The organism is Mesorhizobium sp. M0626 (assembly GCF_040320665.1).
Lineage (GTDB): Bacteria > Pseudomonadota > Alphaproteobacteria > Rhizobiales > Rhizobiaceae > Mesorhizobium.
Genome location: NZ_JAMYQD010000006.1, coordinates 231668 through 252330, shown reverse-complemented (window position 1 = coordinate 252330; position 20663 = coordinate 231668). Strand labels below are relative to the sequence as shown.

The window sequence follows — 20663 nt, the reverse complement described above, 5'->3', positions numbered from 1 at the left end:
CGGCGGGGCCTCTGGCGTTATGATATCGGCCATGGGCAGGCTGGTGATCTTGGCGGTGGCGTTTATGGGGCTTTTGCTCCTGAGCGCCGATGCGCAGCCGGAACGGCGCGTGGCGCTGGTCATCGGCAATGGCACCTATGCCGAAGCCGGCACGCTCACCAATCCGGTCAACGATGCCCTCGATATTGCCGGCAAGCTGCGCTCGATCGGCTTCGACGTCATCGAGGGCAACGATCTCGGCAAGCGCGAACTCGAGCGCAGGATCGGCGAATTTTCCGATGCGCTGGAAGGCGCCGGGGTCGGGCTGTTCTATTATGCCGGCCACGGCCTGCAGGTCGAAGGGCGCAACTACATCGTGCCGGTCGACGCCCGGCTCGACATGCCGGTCAAGCTGCAGCTCGAAGCCGTGCCGATCGACGAAGTCCTCGACATCATGGAGCAGCAGACCAAGGTCAGCCTGGTGTTCCTCGATGCCTGCCGCAACAATCCCTTTGCCCGCAGCCTGAGCCGCACCGCCACCACGCGCTCGGCAACGGCGCTTGCCGGTCTGGCCCAGTTCGATTCGACGCGTGGCTCCTTCATCGCCTTCTCGACGGCGCCAGGCGCTGTCGCCATGGACGGCACCGGGCGCAATTCGCCGTTCGCCGCCGCCCTGCTGCGACACATGGCCGAGCCCGGCCAGAGCATCAACGACATGATGATCGCGGTGCGCCGCGACGTGGTCTCCGAAACGCGCGAGGGACAGCGCCCATGGGAACAGGGTTCGCTGCTCGAACGGTTTGAGTTTGTGCCCGGCGGCGAAACGGTTGCACAGCCGAAGCCCGCCGTCCCCCCGGCGCCCGAAACAAGGGTTGCGGCACTCGAACGGTCTGTAGGCGACGACAAGACCGCAATCGAGAAATTCCTGCGCGACGACTATCTTGCGCCCGATGCCGCGGCGATCGGCGAGACCGTCAAGCGGCTCTATGCGCCTTCCGCCACCATCTTCGGCACGCGCTATGACAGCGACGCCGTCGTCAAGCTCAAGACGGACTGGTTCGCGCAATTTGCATCCTGGTCGTTCAGTCTCGAGCCCGGCAGCCTCAATGTGACGCCGCAGGGCGAGAACCGCGCCGAAGCCGTGTTCGCGATGAGCTACGACTATATGTCGAAAGACAAATCGGCGGCGCGCATGACCGGCAAGGCACGAGTCACGCTTGGGCTGGTGAAGAGCGACGGCCAGTGGCGGATCGACTCGGAAACCTCGCAAGTGATGAACTGAAAATCCCCGCGAAGGGCGGATGTGAGACCCGCTTCTACAAGCGCTGGAAACGGGCCGTTTCGTTTGCCTGCCAGCTCACCTATATTGTCGGCGAGATTGTTGGCCAGGATTGCCGGCGAGATTGTTGGCGAGGACAGACATGGGCGAGGATCCGGCGCGCAGATCGATCGGGGCGCGGCGCAACCCAGACAGCGCCGAGGCCATTCTCGAGGCCGCGGAGGCGGTGCTGGTCGAGGCCGGCTATGCCGGCTTCTCCATAGAGGCCGTGGCGCGGCGGGCGCGCGCCGGCAAACCCACGATCTATCGCTGGTGGCCGAGCAAGGCGGCCCTGCTGTTAGAGGTCTACAAGCGGCAAAAGCGTGTCGACGTCCCCGATACCGGCAGTCTCGAAGACGACCTCGTCGGTTTCCTGAGGAACCTCTTCGCGCATTGGCGCGACACATCCTCGGGCAGCGTATTCCGCTCGCTGATCGCCGAGGCCCAGTCGGACGAAGCGGCGGCCGCGGCCCTGACTGGCTATGCCGATGGGCGCGTGTCCCACACCGCTCGGATCATCGAGCGCGCCAAAGCGCGCGGCGAGGTTGCGGCCGATATCGACGCAGCGCTGGTCGCCGACCTCATCGCTTCCTATGCCTGGAAACACCTTTTGACCAACCGGCTGGACGAAGATGAGGCGACAATCCTTGCCACTGTCCGCTATGTGATGTCAGGCATCTCCCGCAATTGAAAAGGGCGCCGAACGGCGCCCTTTGCATGTTTTCGGTGCCGGCCTTACTTGCCGGCTTCCATCGTGTCGACGGCCTTCTTCAGATTGGCGTCGGGGATTTCAACCTTTGCGGCGCCGCGCAGCTGCTTGACCAGTGCGAAATACTTGTCGCGGATCACCGCCTGCTTGGCCTGGTCCTTGACGTCGTCGAAGGCCGGCGGCTGTTTGGTGCGCTTGTCCTCGAGCTTGATGACATGCCAGCCGAATTGCGTTTGCACCGGCTCCTTGGTGTATTTGCCGATTTCGAGCGCAACTGCCGCCTTGTCGAATTCCGGCACCATCTGCCCCGGGCCGAACCAGCCGAGATCGCCGCCATTGGTTTTGCCCGAGGGATCGCTGGTATGCTCGTTGGCGAGCTTCTGGAAGTCGGCACCGCCATCGAGCTGCTTGATAATCGCCTCGGCCTCTTCCTTCGTCTTCACGAGGATGTGACGGGCATGAATCTCATTGACCGGCGGCGTGCTGGCGATTTCCTGATCGTAGCGGGCGCGCACCTCGGCATCGGTAACCTTGTCGACGACGCCCTTCTCGACCATCTCGCCATGCAGCGCGCGCTGCTGCAGGAACGCCATGCGGCGCTGGAATTCGGGATCCTTGTCGAGCCCAGTAGCGACCGCCTGGGCGGCCATGACGCGGATTTCGATGGCCGCCGAAAGGGCGGCGGCGCGGCGCTGCTCGGGTGGCAACTGCGAGAACTGCTGCGACAGCTCGCCCTCGGCAAGCCCAAGGTCCGCCTCGGTCAGCTTCTGGCCATTGACGGTAGCGATAACGGCGTTCGGATCGACGGGGGCTGCCGCCGGCGCTGCTGCGGCATCGGCCGGGGCGGGAGCGGCTTCCTGGGCCATCAGCGGAGACAGCGACAGGGCCGACAGGCCGAAAGCCAAGCCAAGGCTGGCGAGCGACGCACGGCGAAACAGTAAGGACATCAAGATTAACTCCAAGGGGGGATTGGTAGGCTTGCAGATCAGCCGGATTGTGGCGGAATTTGGCGCTGCCCATAGGGCTAACGCGGCGTTGACATCAGTTGAGCCCCCTCTTATCTGTCCAACGACTTTGCGTCCAGAACCGTTTTCCGGGCGCTTTTTGTGTTTGTCCGCGTTTCACGCGGAATTGATGGGGCCGGCCGGCGCTCATCTCAAAATTGAGAATTCTATCGAAAGGACCATCGGATGGTCAGTCTCGGCGGTCTCGCCCGTAAGGTTTTCGGTTCCTCCAACGATCGTCGCGTAAAATCGACCCGGCCGCGTGTCGAGGCGATCAACGCCATGGAAAACGAGATGCGGGCGCTGTCCGACGCCGAGCTTCAGGCCCGCACGGAAAAATTCCGCCAGGATATCGCCAACGGCGCCACGCTCGATGACCTGCTGGTGCCGGCCTTCGCCACCGTCCGCGAGGCATCCCGCCGCGTGCTCGGCATGCGCCCGTTCGACGTGCAGCTGATCGGCGGCATGGTGCTGCACAATGGCGGCATCGCCGAAATGCGTACCGGCGAGGGCAAGACCCTGGTCGCCACCCTGCCCGTTTATCTCAACGCGCTTGCCGGCAAGGGCGTCCATGTCGTCACCGTCAACGACTATCTCGCCACCCGCGACTCCGAATGGATGGGCCGCGTCTACAAATTCCTCGGCCTCTCGGTCGGCGTCATCGTCCATGGCCTGTCCGACGAGGAGCGCCGCGTCGCCTACGCGTCCGATGTTACCTATGCCACGAACAACGAGCTCGGCTTCGACTATCTGCGCGACAACATGAAGTATGAGCGCGCGCAGATGGTGCAGCGCGGCCACAATTACGCGATCGTCGACGAAGTCGATTCCATCCTGGTCGACGAGGCGCGCACGCCGCTGATCATTTCCGGTCCGCTCGAGGACCGTTCAGAAATGTACAACACCATCGATGCCTTCATGCTGCAGCTCGGCCCAGCCGACTACGAGATCGACGAGAAGCAGAAGACCTCGATCTTCACCGAGGAAGGCACCGAGAAGCTGGAAAACCTGCTGCGCGCGGCCGGCCTGCTCAAGGGCGAGTCGCTCTATGACGTCGAGAACGTCGCCATCGTCCACCACGTCAACAACGCGCTGAAGGCGCACCGGCTGTTCCAGAAGGACAAGGACTACATCGTCCGCAACGACGAGATCGTCATCATCGACGAATTCACCGGCCGCATGATGCCGGGGCGCCGCTATTCGGAAGGCCTGCACCAGGCGCTCGAAGCCAAGGAGCATGTGGCGATCCAGCCGGAAAACCAGACGCTGGCATCCGTCACCTTCCAGAACTATTTCCGCCTCTACAAGAAGCTGTCCGGCATGACCGGCACGGCGCTGACCGAGGCCGAGGAGTTCGGCAACATTTACGGCCTCGAAGTCACCGAGATCCCGACCAATCTGCCGGTCATCCGCAAGGACGAGGACGACGAGGTCTACCGGACGGTCGAGGAGAAGTACAAGGCGATCGTCAAGGAGATCAAGGAAGCGCGCGCCAAGGGCCAGCCGACGCTGGTCGGCACCACCTCGATCGAGAAATCCGAGCAGCTGGCCGAGCGCCTGCGCAAGGAAGGGTTCAAGGATTTCGAAGTGCTGAACGCCCGCCATCACGAGCGCGAAGCGGCCATCGTCGCCCAGGCCGGCAAGCCCGGCGCCATCACCATCGCCACCAACATGGCGGGACGCGGCACCGACATCAAGCTCGGCGGCAACGCCGAGATGCGCATCGAGGACGAACTGGGCGACATGCCTGCTGGTCCCGAGCGAGAGGCGCGCGAAAAGGAAATCATTGCCGATGTCGAGCGCCTGAAGGAAAAGGCGCTGGCCGCCGGCGGCCTCTACGTGCTCGCCACCGAGCGCCATGAATCGCGCCGCATCGACAACCAGCTCCGCGGCCGCTCCGGCCGCCAGGGCGACCCCGGCCGTTCGAAATTCTTCCTATCGCTGCAGGACGATCTGATGCGCATCTTCGGCTCCGAGCGCATGGACGGCATGCTGCAGAAGCTTGGCCTCAAGGAAGACGAGGCCATCATCCATCCGTGGATCAACAAGGCGCTGGAAAAGGCGCAGAAGAAGGTCGAAGCGCGCAACTTCGACATCCGCAAGAACCTGTTGAAATACGACGACGTCTCGAACGACCAGCGCAAGGTGGTGTTCGAGCAGCGCATCGAATTGATGGACGGCGAAGGCCTGTCCGAGACGATCGCCGAGATGCGCGAAGGCGTCATCGAGGAGATCGTCACCAAGAACATCCCCGAAAACGCCTATGCCGAGCAGTGGAACGTCGCCGGCCTCAAGGCCGAAGTCGCCGAATTCCTCAATCTCGACCTGCCGGTCGAGGACTGGGTCAAGGAAGAAGGCATTGCCGAGGACGACATCCGCGAGCGCCTGACCAAGGCCGCCGACGCCGCCGCCAAGGAGCGCGCCGAGCGGTTCGGCCCAGACGTGATGAGCTATGTCGAACGCTCGGTGGTGTTGCAGACGCTCGATCATCTGTGGCGCGAGCACATCGTCAACCTCGACCATCTGCGTTCGGTCGTCGGCTTCCGCGGCTACGCCCAGCGCGATCCGCTGCAGGAATACAAGAGCGAGGCGTTCGAGCTGTTCCAGGCTCTGCTCGGCAATCTGCGCCAGGCCGTCACCGCGCAATTGATGCGCGTCGAACTGGTCCGCCAGGCCGCCGAAGCGCCGCCGCCCGAAGCGCCTGAAATGTTCGGCAGCCACATTGACGGCACCACGGGCGAGGACGATTTCGAGGGTGGCGAGACCGCACTTCTGGTCCGCCAGGAGAGCAACGCCATCGTCGCTCCCGAAGACCGCGATCCGAACAACCAGGCGACCTGGGGCAAGATCGGCCGCAACGAAGCCTGCCCCTGCGGCTCCGGCAAGAAATACAAGCACTGCCACGGCGCGTTTGCTTGATCATTAGGTCGGCGGGGCAGCACCCCCCTCTGGCCTGCCGGCCATCTCCCCCTCAAGGGGGGAGATCAGCAGCTTCGGCGCCGTAACTTCTTTCAATTTCGACAATTGGCGAAAGCCACAGTGACAGCCAATCTCCCCCCTTGAGGGGGAGATGTCCGGCAGGACAGAGGGGGGTGCGAAGGATCGCGACCTCTCGGTCCAACCCTCGTCAAAACCTCACAACAACCCCGAATCGCGCGCGGTCGCTGTCGCCTCGCCGCGCGACACCGCATCCAGCTTGCCCAGCACCGCCGAGACATGGTGATCGACCGTCTTTGGCGAAATCGTCAATTGCTCGGCGATCCGCTTGTTGGAGAGGCCGCGTTCGATCAGCTGCAGCACCTGCATCTGGCGCAAGGTGAGGCCGGCGAGGTTGGCGCGCGTCGAGCGGCGCGGGCCGCGGGCGATGCCGCCAACGCCGTTCTTGCGCATGATATCGCGCAGGCGCTGGGCTGCCGGCCTTGCCCCCAGGCCGTCGAAAATATCCAATGCCAGACGCTGCCCCTCGTCATCGCCGAGGATGAGCGCCAGTCCGCGCTCGTATGGCGCATTCAATTCGGACCAGAGTGCCGAAGCCGAACGCCAGTCGCCGGTCAGGAGCAGCCGGTATGGTGTTGCCATCTCGGCGGTGTCGCCGGCCGGCATATCGGGAGAGAGCAATGTTCGCCACAGCGCCAGCTCCCCGACATGGGCACGCGAGCGCACCGGCGTTTCGGCGCGGGTGATCAGCGCCAGCGCCTCTTGCCTGTCGGCCAGGCCCAGCCATGCCTGCTCCGCTATCAAGGCCGCATAGGAGCTCAGCATCTGCAGGTCGCCGCCGCTTCCGACCAGGCGCGCCATTTCGGCGAACAGCGGCTCGGCCGAGGGATCGCCGCGCCTCAGGCGCAGTTTCGCCAATGCCAGCAGCGCCGGAAACCGGCCCACGGTGGTTGTCCGCTCATTGTCGATGACATCGCTTGCCGTCGCGGCGGCCTCATCCCATTGGCCCTGGCGCAGCTGCACATCGGCCAGCATGCCCCTGAGATAGTCGCGCCAGGTGCCGAGGTCGTTTTCGGTGCAATAGTGGATGCCGCTCTCCAGCACCGGACGCGCCGCGTCGTAGCTCATCTGGGTGATCTCGAAACAGGCGCGGTTGGTGAAGGCGCGCGCGGCATGTTCCTGGAAATTGCCTTGGAGCGCAATTTCAAGGCTTTCGTCGAGGCGCAGGCGTCCGGCATCCGGATTGAGCCACTGCTCGACGCAGCCGACATTGTTGAGGGCATGCGACGCGATGTCGGGACGGTTCATGCGCGCAGCCAGCGCCGCTGCCTTCTCGCCATAGAACAGCGTGTCCTCCACCCTCTCCGAAAGCATCGCCAGATGCGAAAGGTTCGAATAGGCCATGGCGAGTTCGGGACCGGCGGGAGCCGCTTCCAGCATCGCCACAGCCTCGGCGCCGAAGGCGGCCGCCGCCTCGCGGTCATCGCCCATTTCGCTCAGCCGGGAGAGCCATCTCAGGCTATCGCCCTCCTTCAGCCTGTTGCCGTCTGCCTGATGCAACCGGCGCGCCTCGCCCTGCGCTGCAAGCGCGTCGTCGATCTTGCCGATGAGATGGCACTCGAACGCATGACTTTCGTAGAGCGCGGCGCGCTCGATCACCGGCAGGCTGTCGGCCTGCTGCAAGGCGATCTCGTAGTAGCCGGCGGCATCGCGATGGGCGCCGACACGCGACGCTTCGCGCGCGGCGATTGGCGCAAGTTCGCGCACCGCCGCCAGATTGTGCGCCTCGACCGCATGATGCACCAGGCGGCCTGTGGAGACGTCGCCGTTTTCGAGCAGTGCCGCCAGCGCACGCTGGTTGAACTGCCGCCTGTGCGACGTCGTCAGCATCATTTCGATGGCGCGTCGCGCGATGTCGTGGCGGAAGGCGTAGCCGTCGCCGAGATCGTCAAGCAGGCCGTTGGCGACACACTCGGCCAGCTGGCCGGCGCTGGCGACGCCGCACAGGCCTTGCAAGGCCCAGGCATCGGCCCGGCGCGGAAACACCGACACCGCGTCGAGCATTGCGCGGGCGCCTGGCGACAGCCGTTCAGCCCGCGCCAGCACCGCGTCGCGCACGCTTGCCGGCAGCGCCATTTCGTTTTCGGCGCACAACAATTCGGTGACGAAGAAGGCATTGCCTGCGGTCGCCCGGTAGATGGCGTCGCCATCGCGGCCGGCCGCATCGGCGAGCGACAGCACGGCCGCCTGGCTGAGCAGCGGCACGTCGATGCGCGCCACGCTGCCGGCCGGGATTTCGCCCAGGGCGCGGCGCACCCGCATCTGTCCCTCGCTGCGGTCGGTGCGCGCCGTGAGCAACAGCAGGATGTGGGTGTTGGCGATACGCCGGCCGAGGAAGCGCACGAAATCGAGCGTCGCATCGTCGGCCCAGTGCAGGTCTTCGATCACCAGCAGGCTCGGTCCCTTGGCCGCAAAGGCGTCGAGCGCATCGGAAAACAGCGGCAGTCTCTGCCCATGCCGGGCGTCGATTGCGCGCGGCAGCGCCCATTGCGCCTCACGGGCCAGATCGTAAAGCGGCCCCAGCGGATCGGGGATCGACAGATCCTCGCAAGCGCTGCGCAACATTGCCGCGCTCTCTCCGACACGGGCCGCGAACGCCTCGACAATCGCCGTCTTGCCGGCGCCGGCCTCCCCCGCCAGCACCGCGACTCGGCCATGGCCGCCTATTGCATCGCCAAGCAGTGTCTCCAGTTGCTGCAGCTGCGTCTGCCGTTCCAGAAGCATCATTGTCATCGTCTCACAGGATCGGAGTTTTCCCACCATGGCGGGCCGCTCACGATTAGCCCGTGAAGAAAGCGCCGCAATGTGACTTTGCACACATTGCCGTGCCTCTTTCCACAAAGAACGACGCCAATATAGGGAATCGTCCCGTCCAATATGGGGAATCGTTCCGATGCGCGGGCCGGGCCGGCGTGGTCAACGTCCAGCCGCGCTCCGATCGAGCGTGAACCAATGGAAAAGGAAGTCTTCCATGCCTCGCTACCTGATTGAACGCACATTTCCGGACGGCCTCAACATACCGATGACCGATATCGGCGCCAGCGCGGTGGGCGGCGTCGTCATGCGCAATGCCGAAAAGGGCGTCACCTGGATCCAGTCCTTCGTCACGCCCGACAAGAAGCACAGCTTCTGCATCTACGACGCGCCGACGCCCGAAGCGATCCGCAGCACGGCTCAGAAAAACTCGCTGCCGGTCGACAAGATCACGGAGGTGCGGGTTCTTGACCCTTACTTTTACCTCTGATCCTGCGTTCGGTCGCCACGATGATGAGCATCAAACTGTCCTTCGCGGCCGTGGCGAACTGCCTGATGGGCTGCCGCTCGGCGGAATCGGGCCTGTCCTGGGAAAGACCGTCCGGCCAACCTCCGTGCTCGGCCGTCTATGGCGGTTCGCGACGAGGCTGCCTGCGTATCTGTCTGAAAGGCGGCGCTTGCCCCCGGAAGGCGACTATCTGAGGCGCGACATCGGGCTATCGGAGCGGGAAGCCCCGCAGGAATATTGGCAATATTACTTTTGGGATCGTTGATTTTGCTGAATTTTTTAGCGCGGAGGTCAAAGCTCGGCAACCGAAGCGGCATATCCATCGCACAGCCGGCAGGGACAAAACTGTCCCCAATTCTTAAACCACGCCACCGGCGTTTCGGCATCGGCCGCCGTCGCCTCAAGCGTCAACAAACGAACGGAAGACCATGACCATAATTCTTTGGAAGACACGCTTCGCGGCCTTCGCCGCCATCTCGATCGCGGCCGGTGCGGCGCAGGCACACGACGCCAATCCGCTGGCCGAAAAGGTGCGCGCCGCCAACAGCCGCTTCGAAAATGTGGCAGCCGCCACTGCCGAAGGCTATGCCCCCATCCCTTGCGCCAGCGGCATCACCGGCGGCGCCATGGGCATCCACTATGTCAACGGCGCCTATCTCAAGGACGATGCCGTCGATGTCGCCAAGCCCGAAGCGGTGATGTACGAGCCGACGGCCGACGGCAGCCTGAAGCTGATAGCGGTCGAATACATCACCTCGAAAGGCCCGGCCTCGCTCGAAGGCCAGCTGTTCAACTTCAACAGCGCCCCCAATCGCTACGGCCTCGGCCCGTTCTACGAACTGCACGTCTGGGCATGGAAACAGAACCCGACGGGCGCCTTTGCCGACATGAACCCGAACGTGTCGTGCGACGCCATGAAGGGGATGTAACGCCTCACATGTGACACCTCGGGCACCGGACATCCGGTGCCTGGCCATCCCCCTTGGCGGGGGAGGGGCGAGCGAAACGCCGACCGGCTCCCCAGTCTTCCCCGGCGTTCGCTCGCCTTTTATTATGCCCCGGCATACGATGACGCACCTTGCACACGCGGCCGTCCTTGGCCCCTCGGCGCACCCGCACCTGCCCACCCTTTCTTAAGGTGTTTCGGATACATCGAAAGCTTGGAAACAGGCGGAAAACGGAGAGACATCGGGGTGCGCTTTTCCGCGGCGACGACGGCCGGGCGGTTCTTGCCGCAGCGCTTGGCGCTGCGCATGAGGCCGTTGCTTGGCCGCATCGATGCGGTGCTGTTCACCGCCGACGAGCGCGGCGAAGCCGGCCGCATGTCGCTGATCGCCTTTGCCATCCGCATCGTCAGCGCCGTCATCGCCTTCATCAGCCAGGTGCTGATGGCGCGCTGGATGGGCTCGTTCGAATACGGCATCTTCGTCCTCGTCTGGGTGACGATGGTCATCGTCGGCAACCTCGCCTGCCTCGGCTTCCACACTTCGGTCATCCGCTTCATCCCCGAATACCGCGAACGCAACATGCTGGCCGAGCTGCGCGGCATCGTGGTCGCCAGCCGCCTGTTCGTGCTGATTGCCTCGACCGCGATCGCCGGGCTTGGCGCACTGGGCGTCTGGCTGTGCGCGAACTGGATCGAGAGCTACTATGTCATGCCCTTCATCCTCGGCCTGTTCTGCCTGCCGATGATTGCCATGGGCGACCTGCTGCAAGGCCAGTCACGGGCCAATTCCTGGGCGCTGTTTGCCTTGTCGCCGACCTATCTGGTGCGGCCGGTGCTGATCCTGGCGCTGATGGCGCTGATGCTGGCGCTGGGCTATGCGCCCGACGCCAGGACAGCCATCTTCGCTTCGATCGCCGCCACCTACGCCACCACGCTCGGCCAGCTCATCGGCGTGACCACACGCATGGGCAGGAATATCCCGGCCGGGCCGATGAAGGTGCATTTCGCCGAGTGGTTCATCGTTTCGCTGCCGATCTTCCTGGTCGAGAGCTTCTTCTTCCTGCTCACCAACGCCGACGTGCTGATGGTCGGCGCCTATCTCCAGCCCAATGACGTCGCCGTCTATTTCGCCACCGTCAAAACGCTGGCGCTGGTGCATTTCGTCTATTTCTCCGTCAAGGCCGGCGTCGCCCAGCGTTATGCGCAGTTCACCCATGGCGAACCGGAAAAGCTCGCCGCCTTCGCCCGCGAGACCGTGTCATGGACGTTCTGGCCGTCGCTGCTGATGGCGCTGCTGGTGCTGGCGCTCGGCGAACCGATGCTGGTTCTGTTCGGCCCGGAATTCACCGCCGGCTATCCGCTGTTGTTCCTGCTGGTGTTCGGCGTCGTGGCGCGCGCCGCCGTCGGCCCTTGCGAAAGCCTGTTGACGATGAGCGGCAACCAGAACATCTGCGCCGCCGTCTATGCCATGACGCTGGCCTTCAACATCGGTCTCAACGTGGTGCTCATCCCGCTCTTCGGCCTGTGGGGGGCGGCGATCGCCACCAGCCTCGCCATGGTCTTCGAGGCCAGCGCCCTGTCCTTCACCGTCTGGCGCAAGCTCGGCATCGTCATGCTGATCTTCGTGCCCGCTGCCGAGGGAGCCGCCTGATGGCCGCCATCCCGCTGATCGAGGAAACCAGCGGCGGTCCAGCCGGCGCAATGGTGTCGGGCCTTGCCGGCCTGGCGCGCGACGCCGATCCGGCGCATCTCGAGATCCTCGCCAACAACCGGCCGCTGCGCAAGCTGGCGATCTATCCGGCTTCGGCCGGCTTCGAACTGGTCGAGGAACTCGACTATCTGTGCACCCGCACGATCGAGCCCAACGTCTTCTTCAACCCGCGCTTTCTGGCGCCGGCCATGCCCCGGCTGGAAGATCGCGAGGTCAAGCTGGCGGTGATCCGCGACGGCGACGAATACCGCAACCGGCTGCGCCTGCTGGTGCCGTTCTCGGTCGAAAGGCCGGCCGTGCCGCTCGGCGTTCCGGTGATGCGCACCTGGTCGAGCCCGTTCGGCCCGATCGGCACACCGCTGGTCGACCATGACGACCCGATCGGCGTCGTCGAGGATTTCTTCGGCATGCTGTCGCGGCCGCATCTCAAGCTGCCGAAGGTCTTCGTGCTGCCCGACATGCGCCTCGACGGCCCGTTGGCCAGCGTGCTGGCCACCGTTGCCGAGACGCGCGGCCTGACAATGGTCACCACCGGCAAGGCGGACCGGCCGGTGCTCGAAAGCACGCTCGACGGCGAGGCCTATTTGAAAGCATCGCTGCGCGCGCACCACTACCGCGAGTTCCGCCGCCTGAAACGGCGCCTGGGGGATCTCGGCAGGTTGGAACATGTCGTAGCGCGGGGACCGGACGAAATCCGCCACGCCATCGAAAGTTTTTTGACGCTGGAAGCCGCCGGCTGGAAGGGCCGCGAGCGCACCGCCATGGCCATCGACCGCTACCGCGCCGCCTTTGCCCGCGAAGCCGTGCACCGGCTGGCCGAGCACGACATGTGCCGCATCCATTCGCTGACGCTGGACGGCCGCACGATCGCCTGCCTGGTCGTCTTCGTCGAGGCCGGCGTCGCCTACACCTGGAAGACCGCCTATGACGAGACGCTGGCGACCTATTCGCCCGGCACGCTGCTGATGATCGAGGTGACCAGGCAGCATCTCGACGACCCCAATATCATGATGACCGATTCCTGCGCCGTGCCCGACCACCCGGTGATGAGCCGGCTGTGGAGCGAGCGCAAGCCGATGGGCTCGCTGGTGATCGGGCTGACGCCGGATGCCGACCGCCTCGCCCGCCAGGCCGCCTCGCAGCTGCACCTCTACCGCGAAACCCGCAACATGGCCCGCCTGCTGCGCAATCGCGTGAAGAGTTTGCTGGGACGGCGATAGAGCCGATGGCCTGCGCGTTGTTATAGTGGCGGAGCGCGACCGGGCTTCTTGATCTGAGACTTTGTAGTAATCGCGGCAGCTGGCGGTTCCGGTTTTTGGACCGGCGGGAGGGGGCTGGAATTGGGGGGCTATCGGGCGCCTTGGGAGCGCTGGTGCCGACTTTGACCAACATGGCAGAAATCTTCCACTGCCGGTCGATAGGAGCGAAAACAAGTTCGAAGTTTAGCTGCATCGCGGCAGAGGGAAAAAACCCTGCCATATGCAGCATGCCGTTGGATTCGATTTGCGGCATCAACGTCAATTGCGGCTCGAGCACGGCTACACCGCTGAGATCAAGCCCTTCGTTGCGCTGCTTCGCGAAAATCTCACCCAGCCGAGCAGGGTTGTTGGCTTGAAAGTCCGGGGCGCCAAGCTCACGCAGCACGGAATAATTTCCGGTCCTGTTTGCATGGTCGAGTGCCAGCAATGTGGACCTGACCAAGATCAGGACGCCATTGTGGTCGATGTCCGCCGGTTTTGGGGCGTCGGACACCTTGGACGCCGAACGACCATCCTTCTTAGCCTGTGCGTGGGCGGGAAGCACTTGCAGGCAGCAGACGGCCATGACCAAGGCCAGCCACGTCAATCGGCGCATTTTTCACACCCTCCGGCCAAGGCCGCCGGCTCTTGCTCCATCCTCGGCTCTTGCAGGCAGGCGCTAAAACTCGCCGGCTAGACCGAGGCGGAAACCATGGCTGGTCCCACCGCCATAGGCATAACCCGCGGTGAACGCGAAAGGTTCATCGAAGTCGAGGCGATGAGCGAGCGAGCCACCGAACGCCGTTTCACCCTTGAAATAACCGACATTGCCGGCCCAGCTCGTGCGGCCCGGAACGGACGGCATTGGGGCAGTTGTCATTGCTATTGCCGCTGCGATGCCCTGACGGGCCTCGGTGCGATTCTCGGAAATCTCCGTCCCTAGTTCAGAGAAGCCGCTCTCCAGCGCGCCGACTCGTCCGTCGAGCGATGCGATATCGCTGGTGTTTGTCGTCACACGCGTATCGAGCGACGCGAGCATGGTGTCGTGTCCGGCAAGCCGGCCGTCTTGCTCCGTATCCTTCGCTTCCGTCTGCGTGATCCGCGTCTCGTGATTGGCGAGGGTGGTGTCCTGCTGGACGTTTTTGGTCTCGACGCCGGTGAGCCGAGTATCTTGCTGCGTGTTCTTGGCTTCGACATCGTCTAGTCGGCCATCCTGCTCAATGTTCTTTGCTGAAGCGTCGCCGACGACGCCGTCAACATAATCCTTGTTGGCCGCATCCGTTCCTGCCGTCGGGGTGCCGACGTTCGTTACGATGTTGCCACCCATATCAACCGCTCCACCGAAGGTCGCCGCACCCGTCGCCGCGTCGAAATTAATTTGGCTGCCGTTGGGGCCAATAGTGATACCCGGTGCGGGCACAAAATAATCGTCGGAGTCCGAACAATCGTCGTTTATTGTGGTGCCGATCACGCCGGCAAAGCTGCAGATCGTGTTCTCTGGATCTCCCGCGTCACCACCGAAGACGACCTGTGCCGAAGCTGGCGCTACCGAAGAAAGCATGAGAATGAGAAAAAACACTGACAGCGAGGCCACTACGCAGCCAAATCGGCTCTCGTGAGAAGCTTTGCAAGTTGAGTCCATCACGCCCTCCACCACCATTCCCTGCGTAAAGGTGATCGGCGGCCCAAGGTTGAGTCAATCGTCAATAGCGGTTTTCCTCCCGAATCCAGGCCCAGCTCGGCGACATGGCGTTCTCGATGTTGCTCCTGAGCAACAACTTATGCGGTCATTAGCAGGCAGTGTGTCAACCTGTGTGCAAGGTGGACGAGGAGATCCGAGGACGTTCGCAACGTGAGGTAATGATGGAAGCCATGCAATATTGCGAGCGAAATTGAGCGCTTCGGCGGCAGTCCGGACGTGGGCAATCTCAGTGCAGACGGCAGACAGCTTTGACTGTCCGGCCGCTTCGATGGCGGCGCTGTAGCGCGGTCAAGGCATCCGACGCGCCAAAGCAGGCTGATATTGACCGAAACGGATTTTGATCTTGGTTGCTATCGAGCCGCTTGTGCTCGCGATACAGGTCACCAATGACTGCGCCAACCGCGCGGGGAGCCTGAGAAAAGCCACTGGATCAACGGCAAGACACCAGCTATGGGTCGGCGCGGCAATTTCGGCCGGCCTTCACGACAAGCCATCCTGATGATCAGAACCTTTTTGCGTCACGCCGGTCCCCGTGCGGCCTTTTTGCTGCTTGCGCTGCTGCCTGTCCGCGCCTGGGCCGATAGCTGTCCCGAGGATTGCAGCGAGCCCGCGCCGTCCATCAACATCTACAGCCACACCGCCGCCGGCCATCTCAGCCCGGCCACGCTGGGTGCACTGCCGCGCGTCTATGTGCCGAACCGCTCCTCCAACAGCGTCACGGTGATCGACACCATGACACTCAAGGAAGTCGACAGGTTCCCGGTCGGCAGCAAACCGCAGCACGTCGTGCCGTCCTGGGATCTGAAGACGCTCTGGGTCGCCAACAATGGCACCGGCAAGAACGGCAGCCTGACGCCGATCGACCCGATGACCGGCAAGCCCGGCCCGCAGATCGCCGTGGACGATCCCTACAATTTGTATTTCATGCCGGGCGCGGCCATCGTCGTCGACGAAGCCCTGGAGCGGCTCGATTTCCGCGATCCCGACACCATGGCGCTGAAGTCGAGCCTGCCCACACCCACTTGCCCCGGCATCAACCACGCCGATTTCTCGGCCGACGGCGCCTACGCGATTTTCACCTGCGAATACGGCAATGGCGGACTGGCCAAGATCGACCTGAAGAACCAGAAGGTGCTTGGCCATCTCGACTTTTCGAAAATGGGCATGCCGCAAGACATCCGCCTCTCGCCCGACGGCAAGGTCTTCTACGTCGCCGACATGATGAATGACGGCGTGTTCCTCGTCGATGGCGACAGTTTCAAGGAGATCGGCTTCATTCCGACCGGCATCGGCGCCCATGGCTTCGTCGTCAGCCGCGACGGCAAGCGGCTTTACGTCTCGAACCGCGGCTCGCACAAGATGGAGCAGGGCAAGGCAAAGGGCCCAGGCAGCGTGAGCGTGATCGACTTCGCTACCCGCGCGGTCGTCACGCAATGGCCGATCCCCGGCGGCGGCAGCCCCGACATGGGCAACGTCAGCGCCGACGGCAAACAACTATGGCTGTCCGGCCGCTTCGACAGTGCCGCCTACATGATCGACACGACATCAGGCGCGGTGACCAAGTTTCGGGTTGGCTCAGAGCCGCACGGCCTGACGGTGTGGCCACAGCCGGGGCGGTATTCGCAAGGGCATACGGGGAATATGCGCTAAGTCCGTGTTCGAGGCGCGGCTCGCACGCAAAAGGTCGCAAGGGCAACCGCCCATCGGCCGGGACCCGGAACGAGCAGGGGCTTTCCTTGGAAACCGCGAAGCTGTAGCTCCACACACTGGTTTCGGATACTGCCAGAAGATGAACCTTCGCCGCATCGTCCTCATCGTCGCGCTTCTCAATCTTGCCTATTTCGGGATCGAGTTCGCTGTGGCGCTCGCCATTGGATCAGTGTCCCTGTTCGCCGACAGCATCGACTTTCTTGAAGATGCTTCCGTGAACCTCCTTATCCTGCTCGCACTTGGGTGGTCTGTGCGCTCCCGTGCGCGGGTGGGGATGGCATTGGCGCTCATCCTTCTCATGCCGGGTCTGGCAACGCTCTGGACGGCTTGGGAGAAGTTCAACGTGCCGGTGCCGCCGCAGCCCATCGCCTTGACCTTGGCGGGACTTGGCGCTCTCGCCGTCAACCTGTCCTGCGCCTACATGCTGGCCGCGCACCGGCATCGTGGCGGCAGCCTCACAAAGGCGGCCTTCCTGTCGGCCCGCAACGACGCCTTGGCCAACATCGCCATTATTGCCGCAGGGTTGGTCACGGCCTTGCTCTGGCATTCCGCGTGGCCCGATTTGGCGGTGGGATTGGGGATCGCGGTCATGAACGCCGACGCGGCCCGCGAAGTGTGGGAAGCTGCCCGTGAAGAACACCGTGCGGCGGCCTGAGAGCACGTAGAGCGGGGCTACCGGCCGCCGCTGATTGGCGCTATCGCTGTCATCCTCAGCAGCCGCGGTTGGCTCTGTGTTCGAGGCACTGTTCGAACCCGGAGGGTTCGCAAGGGCGACCGCCCGTCGGCCGGTCAGGCCGCCCCATCGGAGCCCATGAGCGAAGCGAACTGGCGTGAGATCAAAAATGGTGCCCCTAGCCGGAATCGAACCAGCACTCCTTGCGGAACTCGATTTTGAGTCGAGCGCGTCTACCAATTCCGCCATAGGGGCTCAGGCCAGGAGGCCTGGATGGGCGCGGACTATACGGTCGGAGGCCTGTTCGTCAACTGGCCAAATGCGCCGCCGTGCCCTGCTTGCGGCAAAAGCCCGCCTTTCTGTTTCATGACGCTCCTGCCATTGTGCGGCGCGGAAAATCTTTCTAGACAGACGCGTATCAAAGCGCGTTGCGTCTGGGCAACCTGCATCCAGGAGAGCCGATGCTTCGCGGACTTTACGACTGGACCTTGTCGCTGGCGGCCCGCAAATCCGCCGAATGGTGGCTGGCCTTCATCGCCTTCGTCGAAAGCTCGGTGTTTTTCATACCTGCCGACGTCTTGTACCTGCCCATGGCGTTGGCGCGGCCCGAACGCGCCTATCGCTACGCGCTGACCGCCACCGTTGCGTCCGTGCTGGGCGGCATTGCCGGCTGGCTGATCGGCTACTATGCCTACGACACGATAGCACGGCCGATGCTGGAGCACTTTGGCGGCCTTGACGCGTTCGAGAGGTGGCAGTCGGCCGGCACCGGGCTGATGCTGGTGCTGCTCGTCACATCGGGTGCCGCCCACCTGCCGCCGATCAAGGTGGTCACCATTCTGGCAGGCGCCCTCCACGTCAATCTTGTCGTCTTCATCGTCTCCGCCATCCTGGCGCGTGGCGCTCGTTTCCTGCTTCTTGCCTGGCTGCTGCGCCGCTATGGCGAGGAGATCAAGGAATTCATCGAGAAGCGTTTGGGATTGATCGTCGGCGCCGGCGCCGCCGCCCTGATTTTGCTCTATATCGTCGTCAAATACGCCTTCTAACCGCCCAAGGCGGGCGGTGGGTCAGGACTATGCCGGCGGACGGCGAATTCAACGGACGAAACATGACAGCCACGATGACAGCCGATACCGGACGCCAGCGGACGCGCACCGCTTTGTTTCTCGCCGTCGCCATGGCCGCCACGGTCGGCTCCGCGCTCGCCTTCCAGCACATAGGCGGCTACATCCCCTGCCATCTGTGCCTGGAGCAGCGCACGCCCTATTATATCGGCGCCCCGCTGATGCTGCTGGCGGTGATTGCCTCCATGCTTAGCGCGCCCGCATGGCTGACGCGCGGCCTGCTTGCCGTCGGCGGCCTGCTGATGCTCTATGGCCTCTATCTCGGCGTCTATCATTCGGGCGTCGAATGGGCCTGGTGGCAGGGCCCGGCCGATTGCACGGCCGGCGCCGGCCCGGTCGACACCGGCGGCAAGGGCGTGCTCGACGCGCTCGACAAATTCGTGCCGCCATCCTGCGACAAGGCAGCCCTTCGTATCCTCGGCCTGTCGCTGGCCGGCTGGAACGCCATCGCCAGCTTCATCCTCGCCGCCATCGCCTTCCGCGGCGCGCTGGCGCGCGATTGAGCTAATTCGATCGAGCGCCACGACGCAGAGTTCGAGCAAAAATTCTGCAGACTGGTTCGCGTGGCGCGGCTTTCGACGTCCGAGCCAGGTCGACCCCCACTCCGTCTCGGCTTCGCCGAACCACCTCTCCCCCGATCGACGGGGTAGAGGAAAGGCGCGAGCCTATTACAGCCGGCGCTACTCTACAGCCAGCGCTCCTCCAGCGGGGCTCCCTTCCTCTCCCTCCGGAGGGGGGAGAGGTGGCGCTGCGAAGCAGCGACGGAGTGGGGGAAGCCGGTCCTTAAAGGCGATGCCGCCGATAAGTGAGCGCAGCCGAGCTGTTCCGATATGGTCTGGCAGGCGTGTGAGCATCGGAAGCGCAAAATCGCTTCAGGCGGCCAGCCTTGCGAATTCTCGAACGATCCCTACGGTTCGAGTTCCACATCCCAGTAGAGATAATCCATCCAGCTTTCATGCAGATGGTTGGGCGGGAACAGCCGGCCATTGTTGTGCAGGTCGTGCACGGTCGGCTGGTAGGGCTTCTGCAACGGCCACATCTTGGCGTGCGCCGGCATCATGCCGCCCTTCCTCAGATTGCAGGGTGAACAGGCGGCCACGACATTCTCCCACGTCGTCGCCCCGCCGCGATGGCGCGGGATGACGTGGTCAAAGGTCAGATCCTCGGGCGTGCCGCAATACTGGCACTGGAAGCGGTCGCGCAGGAACACGTTGAAGCGGGTGAATGCCGGGTGCCTCGACGGCTTCACATAGGCCTTCAGGCTGACGACGCTGGGCAGCTTCATCGAAAAGGTCGGCGAAGACACCGCATGCTCGTATTCGGCGACGATGTTGACCCGGTCGAGGAACACCGCCTTGATGGCATCCTGCCAGGACCAGAGCGACAAGGGGTAATAGCTGAGCGGACGGTAATCCGCATTCAGCACCAGCGCAGGAAGCCCATCCGGAGATACGGCAACCGTCACCTTGTTGACCTCCTCGTTTTAAAACCGATCGGCGTGGATACTGTAAGCCCGACATGACAGGGATGTGAAGCGGATTGTCATCAGCCAAACGCGGCAAAAATGCAGGGTTTTCATGCTTTTTTGCGGTTTCAGGCCGGAGGTGCCGCGTCCCGGCCCCTGGTTTCGCGATAATAGGACCAGAAAAGCCGCGATGCGACACCTCGCCACGGGCTCCATGATTCGGCCAGGGCGATCAGCGTTTTCTCCGGCGGACGCGGCTCGATACCGAGCGCGTGGCCGACCGCGCTCTGCAGCGCGACGTCGCGCGCGGGGAAAATATCGGGGTGGCCGGCGGCAAACAGGAGATAGACTTCCGCCGTCCACGGGCCGATGCCCGGCACCGCGATCATAGCCGCGATCGCCTCTTCGGCGTCGAGCAAACAGAGGTGATGCAGGTCGAGCCCCTCAACCACGGCCTGCGCAACCGCGATCAGACCGCGCTGCTTCGGCCGCGACAGCCCGGCCTCGCGAAACATGTCCTCGCCGGCGGCAAGGATCGCCTGCGGCGTTAGCGGATCGACCAGTTTCATCAGCCGGCCGAAAATCGCATCGGCGCTCGCACGGGATACTTGTTGCGAAACGATAATGGAGGCCAGGCTTCGAAAACCGGGTTCCGACAGCCGCAGCGGCACCTCGCCAGCCATGCCGCGCACCTTTTCCAGGCGCGGATCGATTGCGCAAAGCGCATCCAACCCGCGCGCAATATCGTCCAGTGTCGCGATGCGTCGCATGTTTTCTTGTTCCTGAACCGACCGCACGGTAGCAATTGGCAAAACCGCTGCACAA

At 63.7% G+C, this 20663-nt stretch carries 17 protein-coding genes and 1 tRNA gene; 12 read left to right on the top strand and 6 right to left on the bottom strand.

What is annotated here, in order from left to right; genetic code table 11:
• The first annotated feature begins 31 nt into the window (after positions 1 to 31).
• Positions 32 to 1261: a caspase family protein gene (locus NKI37_RS09880; protein ID WP_023754197.1), complete on the top strand. Its 1230-nt coding sequence runs from the start codon at positions 32 to 34 to the stop codon at positions 1259 to 1261.
• A 139-nt stretch (positions 1262 to 1400) separates the two neighbouring features.
• On the top strand, positions 1401 to 1988 hold the full coding sequence (locus NKI37_RS09875) for a TetR/AcrR family transcriptional regulator (protein ID WP_023714960.1): 588 nt from the start codon (positions 1401 to 1403) through the stop codon (positions 1986 to 1988).
• A 44-nt stretch (positions 1989 to 2032) separates the two neighbouring features.
• On the opposite strand, the gene NKI37_RS09870 is transcribed toward NKI37_RS09875, so the two are convergent.
• Positions 2033 to 2953 carry a peptidylprolyl isomerase gene (locus NKI37_RS09870; RefSeq protein ID WP_023686683.1) on the bottom strand — a complete coding sequence of 307 codons (921 nt, stop codon included), beginning with the start codon at positions 2951 to 2953 and terminating at the stop codon, positions 2033 to 2035.
• A gap of 243 nt (positions 2954 to 3196) precedes the next feature.
• Between NKI37_RS09870 and secA the strand changes: the two genes are divergently transcribed.
• Positions 3197 to 5929: a preprotein translocase subunit SecA gene (secA, locus tag NKI37_RS09865; protein ID WP_023672992.1), complete on the top strand. Its 2733-nt coding sequence runs from the start codon at positions 3197 to 3199 to the stop codon at positions 5927 to 5929.
• Positions 5930 to 6145: 216 nt separating this feature from the next.
• Here secA and NKI37_RS09860 read toward each other — a convergent pair whose 3' ends face one another.
• A complete protein-coding gene (locus NKI37_RS09860; protein ID WP_352789883.1) occupies positions 6146 to 8734 on the bottom strand; it encodes a helix-turn-helix transcriptional regulator in 2589 nt (862 codons plus the stop codon).
• A 244-nt stretch (positions 8735 to 8978) separates the two neighbouring features.
• On the opposite strand from NKI37_RS09860, the gene NKI37_RS09855 reads away from it, so the two are divergent.
• From NKI37_RS09855 to NKI37_RS09835, 5 genes are all read left to right on the top strand, one after another.
• Entirely contained in the window at positions 8979 to 9251 is a 273-nt protein-coding gene (locus NKI37_RS09855) for a DUF4242 domain-containing protein (RefSeq protein ID WP_023673765.1), read from the top strand.
• Between the two features lie 446 nt (positions 9252 to 9697).
• Positions 9698 to 10198: a hypothetical protein gene (locus NKI37_RS09850; protein ID WP_023731048.1), complete on the top strand. Its 501-nt coding sequence runs from the start codon at positions 9698 to 9700 to the stop codon at positions 10196 to 10198.
• 264 nt (positions 10199 to 10462) lie between these two features.
• Positions 10463 to 11866, top strand: coding sequence for a lipopolysaccharide biosynthesis protein (locus NKI37_RS09845; RefSeq protein ID WP_352713318.1), 1404 nt, complete (start codon positions 10463 to 10465; stop codon positions 11864 to 11866).
• A complete protein-coding gene (locus NKI37_RS09840) occupies positions 11866 to 13146 on the top strand; it encodes a GNAT family N-acetyltransferase (RefSeq protein ID WP_023698693.1) in 1281 nt (426 codons plus the stop codon). Before NKI37_RS09845 ends, NKI37_RS09840 begins: the two co-directional genes overlap by 1 nt.
• Before the next feature lie 259 nt (positions 13147 to 13405).
• Positions 13406 to 13861 (top strand): hypothetical protein, encoded by a 456-nt coding sequence (locus tag NKI37_RS09835; RefSeq protein WP_352789881.1) that lies wholly within the window; start codon positions 13406 to 13408, stop codon positions 13859 to 13861.
• On the opposite strand, the gene NKI37_RS09830 is transcribed toward NKI37_RS09835, so the two are convergent.
• Positions 13844 to 14758, bottom strand: coding sequence for a hypothetical protein (locus NKI37_RS09830; RefSeq protein ID WP_023735178.1), 915 nt, complete (start codon positions 14756 to 14758; stop codon positions 13844 to 13846). The two genes, NKI37_RS09835 and NKI37_RS09830, sit on opposite strands and share 18 nt — an antisense overlap.
• 606 nt (positions 14759 to 15364) lie before the next feature.
• Between NKI37_RS09830 and NKI37_RS09825 the strand changes: the two genes are divergently transcribed.
• Together NKI37_RS09825 and NKI37_RS09820 are read left to right on the top strand one after the other, a co-directional pair.
• A complete protein-coding gene (locus tag NKI37_RS09825) occupies positions 15365 to 16516 on the top strand; it encodes a YncE family protein (protein ID WP_023673758.1) in 1152 nt (383 codons plus the stop codon).
• A gap of 139 nt (positions 16517 to 16655) precedes the next feature.
• Positions 16656 to 17231 carry a cation efflux transmembrane domain-containing protein gene (locus tag NKI37_RS09820; RefSeq protein ID WP_023673757.1) on the top strand — a complete coding sequence of 192 codons (576 nt, stop codon included), beginning with the start codon at positions 16656 to 16658 and terminating at the stop codon, positions 17229 to 17231.
• A gap of 188 nt (positions 17232 to 17419) precedes the next feature.
• Here NKI37_RS09820 and NKI37_RS09815 read toward each other — a convergent pair.
• Positions 17420 to 17504 (bottom strand) — tRNA-Leu (locus NKI37_RS09815).
• 206 nt (positions 17505 to 17710) lie between these two features.
• On the opposite strand from NKI37_RS09815, the gene NKI37_RS09810 reads away from it, so the two are divergent.
• Positions 17711 to 18295 carry a YqaA family protein gene (locus NKI37_RS09810; protein ID WP_023685316.1) on the top strand — a complete coding sequence of 195 codons (585 nt, stop codon included), beginning with the start codon at positions 17711 to 17713 and terminating at the stop codon, positions 18293 to 18295.
• Positions 18296 to 18357: 62 nt separating this feature from the next.
• Entirely contained in the window at positions 18358 to 18876 is a 519-nt protein-coding gene (locus tag NKI37_RS09805) for a disulfide bond formation protein B (RefSeq protein WP_023731053.1), read from the top strand.
• A gap of 404 nt (positions 18877 to 19280) precedes the next feature.
• Here the strand turns inward: NKI37_RS09805 and NKI37_RS09800 are convergent, their stop codons facing one another.
• Positions 19281 to 19838: an HNH endonuclease gene (locus NKI37_RS09800; protein WP_008874122.1), complete on the bottom strand. Its 558-nt coding sequence runs from the start codon at positions 19836 to 19838 to the stop codon at positions 19281 to 19283.
• Positions 19839 to 19966: 128 nt separating this feature from the next.
• The gene (locus tag NKI37_RS09795) at positions 19967 to 20608 is read right to left on the bottom strand and encodes a DNA-3-methyladenine glycosylase family protein (protein ID WP_352789878.1); all 642 of its coding nucleotides are present in this window, start codon (positions 20606 to 20608) and stop codon (positions 19967 to 19969) included.
• Positions 20609 to 20663: the final 55 nt, after the last annotated feature.